The sequence below is a fragment of the Paracoccus fontiphilus genome, from assembly GCF_017356265.1.
GTDB lineage: Bacteria > Pseudomonadota > Alphaproteobacteria > Rhodobacterales > Rhodobacteraceae > Paracoccus > Paracoccus fontiphilus.
In genome coordinates this window covers 1-5,523 of record NZ_JAFNAW010000111.1, presented here as the reverse complement: position 1 = coordinate 5,523, position 5,523 = coordinate 1, and the positions used below count along the sequence as shown (strand labels likewise).

The following is a 5,523-nucleotide window of genomic DNA, read 5'->3' as shown; positions in this document are numbered from 1 at the left end:
GCTCGGTATACCCGTCACAGAGGCCGTGGGATAAGTCCGTCCGGGGAAGGGGGACACTGGCCATCAGCCGATTTGGGCAACAGAGCCCGTATTTCAGCTTCAGAGCCAAAACGCGACCGTCGCGGCGACAGCGACAGCAGAGAAGAAAGCTTTAGGCTTCATAACGCATGGCGGCCCGTCACCAGTCCCCAAGCCGCACGAGTATGATTTCGATGCGGCTGCACTGCTTGCTGTAGTGACAGGCTCCAGTCTCAGTTATCGTCCCAAGCGATCCTGCAATCGTGACCATGCCACAGTAGCGATCACGGCGGGCTTTCGCATGAAGTGGAACGGAATGGGGCGCGGCGGGGTCACAGGATAGTCGAGCTCGTCGTTTGGCGTGCCTGTTGCCCAGTCTGCCAGAACCTTGCCCATGACTGATGCCACCGCGACACCACGACCGTTGTACCCCATTGCCGCCATCACGCCTGGCGCGACAAGGTTCAGGTGGGGATAATGATCCGCGGTCATCGCGACGTAACCGCCCCACGCATACCGCCAGGGGATATCGCGCAGTTGGGGATAGAGCTTGATTGAGGCGTCGCGCAGGACCTGCATCTGACGATGTGTCGCTGCGGCCGAGTAGTTTCCGCGCCCGCCCATAACGAACCGCCCGGCAGCGTCCTTGCGGAAATAGACGAGAAGCCGGCGGCTGTCCGAGGCCGAGTGGCCTTGAGGCAAGATCCGGCTGCCTATCTCAGGGGGAAGGATGTCGGTCGCAACCTGGATCGAACGGATGGGAACCACCGTGCGGTCCATCGGAGGAACGACGGACGATGTATAGCCGTTCGTGCAAACCAGCACCTTGCGGGCCAGAACCTGGCCGCCTTCGGTGCGGAGCAGGTGATCAGATCCATGCACTTCATGCGCAGTGACACGGCTGCCGCCGTGGATGACCGCTCCGGCCTGGAGCGCGGCATCAGCCAGACCCAACGCATAGTTCAGCGGATGCAGGTTACCCCCGCGCTCGTCGATCATTGCTCCGCGATAAAGTTCGGTGCCCAGAAGCGCCACCGTCGTATCACGATCCAGCATCCGCAGCGGAGCACCGCGCCGAGACCATTGCTCAACACGGCGACGGACTACCGCATCTGCTGTCTCATTGTGGACCGGCTGTATCCAGCCGGTCTGCCGTGCGTCGCAGTTGATGTTCAGGCGGGAGATGAGATCGAAGACGAACTGCCCTGCCCCGCCTGACATCGCCACCATGCGACCGCCGACCTTCTGCCCGAACTGCGCCTCGATCGTATCGGGCTCCTCCTTCAGCCCCGGATTGACCTGACCGCCGTTGCGCCCGGAGGCGCCCCACCCAGGAGAATGTGTATCCAGCACGACGACCCGCTTTCCTCGTTCGGCCAGATGGACAGCCGCGGACAGTCCCGTAAAGCCTGCCCCGATCACGGCCACGTCGCACTCGACCTTTCCCCGCAAGGGCGGGCAATCTGGCGCGGGATTGGCCGTTGCCGTCCAAAGCGAGTTGGCGATCACGGCTTCTTCGTTCTGGATCATCTCAAGCGTTCCTTTCAGTAGACGGCCGGTGTGACGACCCACAAGACCTCGGCGGCCTCGCTGTCTTCGCACCAGAAGCGGATCATGCATGTAGCGTCGAAGGCAAAACTGTCACCAGCAGCCAGACGGCGGGTATCGCCATCAACCTCGAGCATCAGATGGCCCGACAGAACGGTGCCACATTTTGCTCCGCTGGGATGATTGTAGGGCGTGTCGCCGGTTGAACCGCTTGGCCGGATCACCAGCCGCATCATCTGGATGCCGGTGCAGCTGTCGGGCGTCATCAGTTCCTTGACCATGCCCTTCGCGCCAAGATCCAGCACCCGCCGCTGATGACGCCGCACGACCAGATCGTCCACCTCGTCTGTATCAGCGGTATCGAACAGCCAGCCGACCGGCATCTCCAATGCGCTGCAGATCGCCCCAAGCGATCGCACGGAAGGCATGGTCAACCCGCGCTCTACCTGGCTGATCAACCCAATCGAAACCTCGGCACGCCGCGCGACCTCTTTGAGTGAGAGACCACGAACCTTGCGCCGCCGCCGCAGCCGGGTGCCGAGATCGGCCCGGCCCGTTTCATCTGCCGCATCTGCGGGCGTCTCGTCGGTAGGGATATTGGCCGGCAGGGACATGCGTTGACAACCCGATGTTTGTTCGACCACAGTGAAACAACCTGCACGAAGTTTCAATCCAGATAAACTTGTATAGGCCGGGGAGGCTGACCAATGAACAAAGTGACTCAGATGATGCGCGGTGCCGTGCTGGCGCTGACCGCCAGTGTTGCCTTTACAGGACAAGCCTTGGCGCAGGAAACCTTCAAGGTGGGCTCGACGCCATCAGGCGTGCCGTTCACGTTTCTTGATGTCAAAACGAACGAGATCGACGGCGTGATGGTCGATATCATCAATGCAGTCGGCGCAGAGGAAGGCTTCTCGACCGACATTGAAGCCACCCAGTGGAGCGCGCTGATCCCGTCGCTGACCTCGGGCAAGATCGATATCATTGCGGCCGCCATGTATGCGACCGAGGAGCGGGCCAAAGTGGTCGCTTTCACGGATCCGGTCTATTCCTATGGCGAGGGACTGTTCGTCCCCAAAGACGACACGGCAGACTATGCCACGCTGGACGACCTTGAAGGCAAGGTCGTCGGGGCGCAGGTCGGCACCGCGTATGTCGCGCCGCTGCAAGCCAATGACAAGCTGAAGGAGGTCAGGGTCTACGACACCATCGCGGACATCATGCGCGATGTCTCGCTGGGCCGGATCGACGCGGGCTTCGGTGACCGCCCGATCGTCGCCTATCAGCTGTCGCAGGGGGCATCCGACGTGCGGCTCGTGCCTGAATATGAAAGCACCATCGTCGGCGATGTCGCCATTGCAGTGCGTCAGGACGAACCCGAACTGCTCGCGCGGCTGAACTCTGGCATCGCCAAGATCAAGGAAGCCGGCAAGCTTGACGAGATCATCGCCGAGTGGGGCATCGAGTAACACCTGCCGGAACGGCGATGATGGTCGCCGTTCCACCCTGCTGCCACTGAACAGGACATTCGCCGATGGGATTTTGGGAACGGGCTGCCGATTATCTGCCGCTGTTGATGGAAGGGGTCTGGCTGACGCTGGTCGTGACGTTCTTTTCGGTCTTGCTCAGCACGCTGCTGGGATTTGTCTGGGCGGTGATGACTTGGACACGCATTCCGATCCTTGTGGGGATCAGCCGCGGGTTTGTGACGATCATCCGCGGCATCCCGATCATCGTGCAGCTGTTCTACATCTACTTCGTAATGCCCGAGATTGGGATCAATCTTTCTGCCATGCAGGCCGGCATCATCGGGTTGGGCATCGCCTATTCGGCTTATCAGGCCGAGAATTTCCGCGCCGGGATCGAAGCCATCGACAAAGGCCAGATCGAAGCCGCCCATTCGATTGGTATGACGGATCAACTTGTGATGCGACGCGTGATCATTCCTCAGGCCATTCGCATCGTCCTGCCGCCCTACGGCAACACGATTATTATGGTCCTCAAGGACTCATCGCTGGTCTCCACCATCACGGTGGCCGAGCTGACGCGGCAAGGACAACTGATTGCAGCCTCGACCTTTGACAACATGACGGTCTTCACGCTCGTGGCGCTGATCTATCTGGCGCTCAGCCTGCCGCTGACCTTCCTTACCCGGCACCTCGAGAAAAGGTATTCGCAGGCATGATTCAGGTTCAGGACATCCACAAATCCTTCGGCAAGCTGAAGGTCATTAAGGGCGTATCGTTCGATGTCAACAAGGGCGAGGTGGTTTGCATCATCGGCCCCTCCGGTTCGGGCAAATCGACGATCCTGCGCTGCATCAATGGACTGGAAACCTATCAGCGTGGCGCGATCCTGATCGAGGGTGCCAAAGTCGATCCCGCTGACCGCTCGATCACAAGCATTCGCACACAGGTGTCGATGGTGTTTCAGCGCTTCAACCTGTTTCCGCACCGGACCGCGCTGGAAAACGTCATGGAGGGGCCGGTCTTCGTGAAGAAGGTCAGCCGGACAGAAGCGCGCGACGAGGCGGCAGAGCTTCTGGACAAGGTTGGATTGGGGGACAAGCTGGGGGCGTATCCAGGCAAGCTGTCAGGCGGGCAGCAGCAGCGCGTGGCCATTGCACGGGCGTTGGCGATGAACCCGAAGGCGATCCTGTTCGATGAGCCGACATCAGCCCTTGATCCCGAACTGGTGGGCGAGGTGCTGGCTGTCATGCGAGACGTCGCGGCCGAGGGAATGACCATGGTTGTCGTCACCCATGAGATGGAGTTCGCGCGCGCTGTTGCCGACCGCGTCCTCTTTCTCGAGGGCGGTGCGATCGTGGAGCAAGGCTCCCCGCAAGAGGTGCTGCGCAACCCGCAGCATCCCCGCACCCAGGACTTCCTGCACCGCGTCATCCATCCGATGGAATAGCCATGGGCAAGCTGGTCTATGTGGACGCGACGCCGCACAGCGTGCGGCTGCTTCAAGATCTGGACTGCCCTGATGACATGGTCATCCATGAAGGCGATCCCGAGCCAGAAAAGCTGCGCGGCCTGATCGCGGAGGCGGAGACCGTCTGGAACGGGCATACCTATATGACCGCGGCTGATCTGGACGCAGCACCTTTGCTGCGGCGGATCATCTTCCTGGGCACTGGCGCATCCTCCTATATCGACATGGAGGCCGCCCTGGCTCGCGGCATCTCGATTGAGACGATCCGCGGCTATGGTGACCGGGCGGTGGGCCAGCATGCCATCGCCCTTGCACTGGACGCGCTCCGCCAGATCGCGACAATGGACCGCAGCATACGCACCGGGCATTGGGAGCCACTCGCTGGACGGGAGTTCCAGGATCTCACATTTGGCGTCGTCGGCATGGGCGGGATTGGCCGCGCGACAGCCAGGCTGGCTGCTGGCCTGGGTTTCCAAGTGGCGGGATGGAACCGCTCCCCCGTTTCTGATGAGCCCTGCCCCTTGGTATCACTTGATGATCTGCTGGAGACCGCAGATGTAATCAGCCTCCATCTGGCACTGAACGCAGAAACCAGTGGCCTGATTGATGCAACAGCGCTGGGCCGGATGAAACGCGATGCAGTGATCGTCAATACCGCGCGCGCGGGACTCCTCGACACCCCCGCGCTCGTCGCGGCCTTGTCGGAAAATCGATTGGGCCATGCGGCACTGGACGTCTTTGATGAAGAGCCACTGCCTGTCGATCATCCCCTGTTGCTTCTCCCGAACGTGACCGTAACAGCACATGCTGGTTTTAAGACCGACGCAGCTCTGCGTCGATTGCTGGCAGAAGCCTTGGCGCGGGTGCGGTGAGAACGTGGCCAGTTTGCCTGGCAGCCTGCGGGGCCAGATCAGTCTCACACTAAGAACATTTAACAAAACCGTTTGATCTGGTTTAGGCAGATGAGGGCGCAGCCGAGGATCACGAAAGCCTCGTGGATGTCGGCGCGCCGCTCGTAGC

Annotated in this window: 6 protein-coding genes; 4 read left to right on the top strand and 2 right to left on the bottom strand. The window is 60.9% G+C overall.

The window, feature by feature from the left end; genetic code table 11:
* Positions 1–255: 255 nt before the first annotated feature.
* Both J0F76_RS19670 and J0F76_RS19665 read right to left on the bottom strand, forming a co-directional pair.
* Positions 256–1,548 (bottom strand): NAD(P)/FAD-dependent oxidoreductase, encoded by a 1,293-nt coding sequence (locus tag J0F76_RS19670; protein ID WP_207472080.1) that lies wholly within the window; start codon positions 1,546–1,548, stop codon positions 256–258.
* Between the two features lie 14 nt (positions 1,549–1,562).
* Positions 1,563–2,180 carry a helix-turn-helix domain-containing protein gene (locus J0F76_RS19665; RefSeq protein WP_207472079.1) on the bottom strand — a complete coding sequence of 206 codons (618 nt, stop codon included), beginning with the start codon at positions 2,178–2,180 and terminating at the stop codon, positions 1,563–1,565.
* Between the two features lie 93 nt (positions 2,181–2,273).
* Between J0F76_RS19665 and J0F76_RS19660 the strand changes: the two genes are divergently transcribed.
* From J0F76_RS19660 to J0F76_RS19645, 4 genes are all read left to right on the top strand, one after another.
* Positions 2,274–3,035 (top strand): ABC transporter substrate-binding protein, encoded by a 762-nt coding sequence (locus J0F76_RS19660; protein ID WP_207472078.1) that lies wholly within the window; start codon positions 2,274–2,276, stop codon positions 3,033–3,035.
* Positions 3,036–3,100: 65 nt separating this feature from the next.
* On the top strand, positions 3,101–3,751 hold the full coding sequence (locus J0F76_RS19655) for an amino acid ABC transporter permease (RefSeq protein ID WP_207472076.1): 651 nt from the start codon (positions 3,101–3,103) through the stop codon (positions 3,749–3,751).
* A complete protein-coding gene (locus J0F76_RS19650) occupies positions 3,748–4,482 on the top strand; it encodes an amino acid ABC transporter ATP-binding protein (RefSeq protein WP_207472074.1) in 735 nt (244 codons plus the stop codon). The genes J0F76_RS19655 and J0F76_RS19650 overlap by 4 nt, the downstream gene beginning before the upstream one ends.
* A 2-nt stretch (positions 4,483–4,484) precedes the next feature.
* The gene (locus J0F76_RS19645) at positions 4,485–5,375 is read left to right on the top strand and encodes a 2-hydroxyacid dehydrogenase (RefSeq protein WP_207472072.1); all 891 of its coding nucleotides are present in this window, start codon (positions 4,485–4,487) and stop codon (positions 5,373–5,375) included.
* Positions 5,376–5,523 lie beyond the last annotated feature (148 nt).

Bases quoted from the DNA above. Each gene is read 5' to 3' on its own strand.
- J0F76_RS19670 (WP_207472080.1), bottom strand. From the start codon at position 1,548: ATGATCCAGAACGAAGAAGCCGTGATCGCCAACTCGCTTTGGACGGCA.
- J0F76_RS19665 (WP_207472079.1), bottom strand. From the start codon at position 2,180: ATGTCCCTGCCGGCCAATATCCCTACCGACGAGACGCCCGCAGATGCG.
- J0F76_RS19660 (WP_207472078.1), top strand. From the start codon at position 2,274: ATGAACAAAGTGACTCAGATGATGCGCGGTGCCGTGCTGGCGCTGACC.
- J0F76_RS19655 (WP_207472076.1), top strand. From the start codon at position 3,101: ATGGGATTTTGGGAACGGGCTGCCGATTATCTGCCGCTGTTGATGGAA.
- J0F76_RS19650 (WP_207472074.1), top strand. From the start codon at position 3,748: ATGATTCAGGTTCAGGACATCCACAAATCCTTCGGCAAGCTGAAGGTC.
- J0F76_RS19645 (WP_207472072.1), top strand. From the start codon at position 4,485: ATGGGCAAGCTGGTCTATGTGGACGCGACGCCGCACAGCGTGCGGCTG.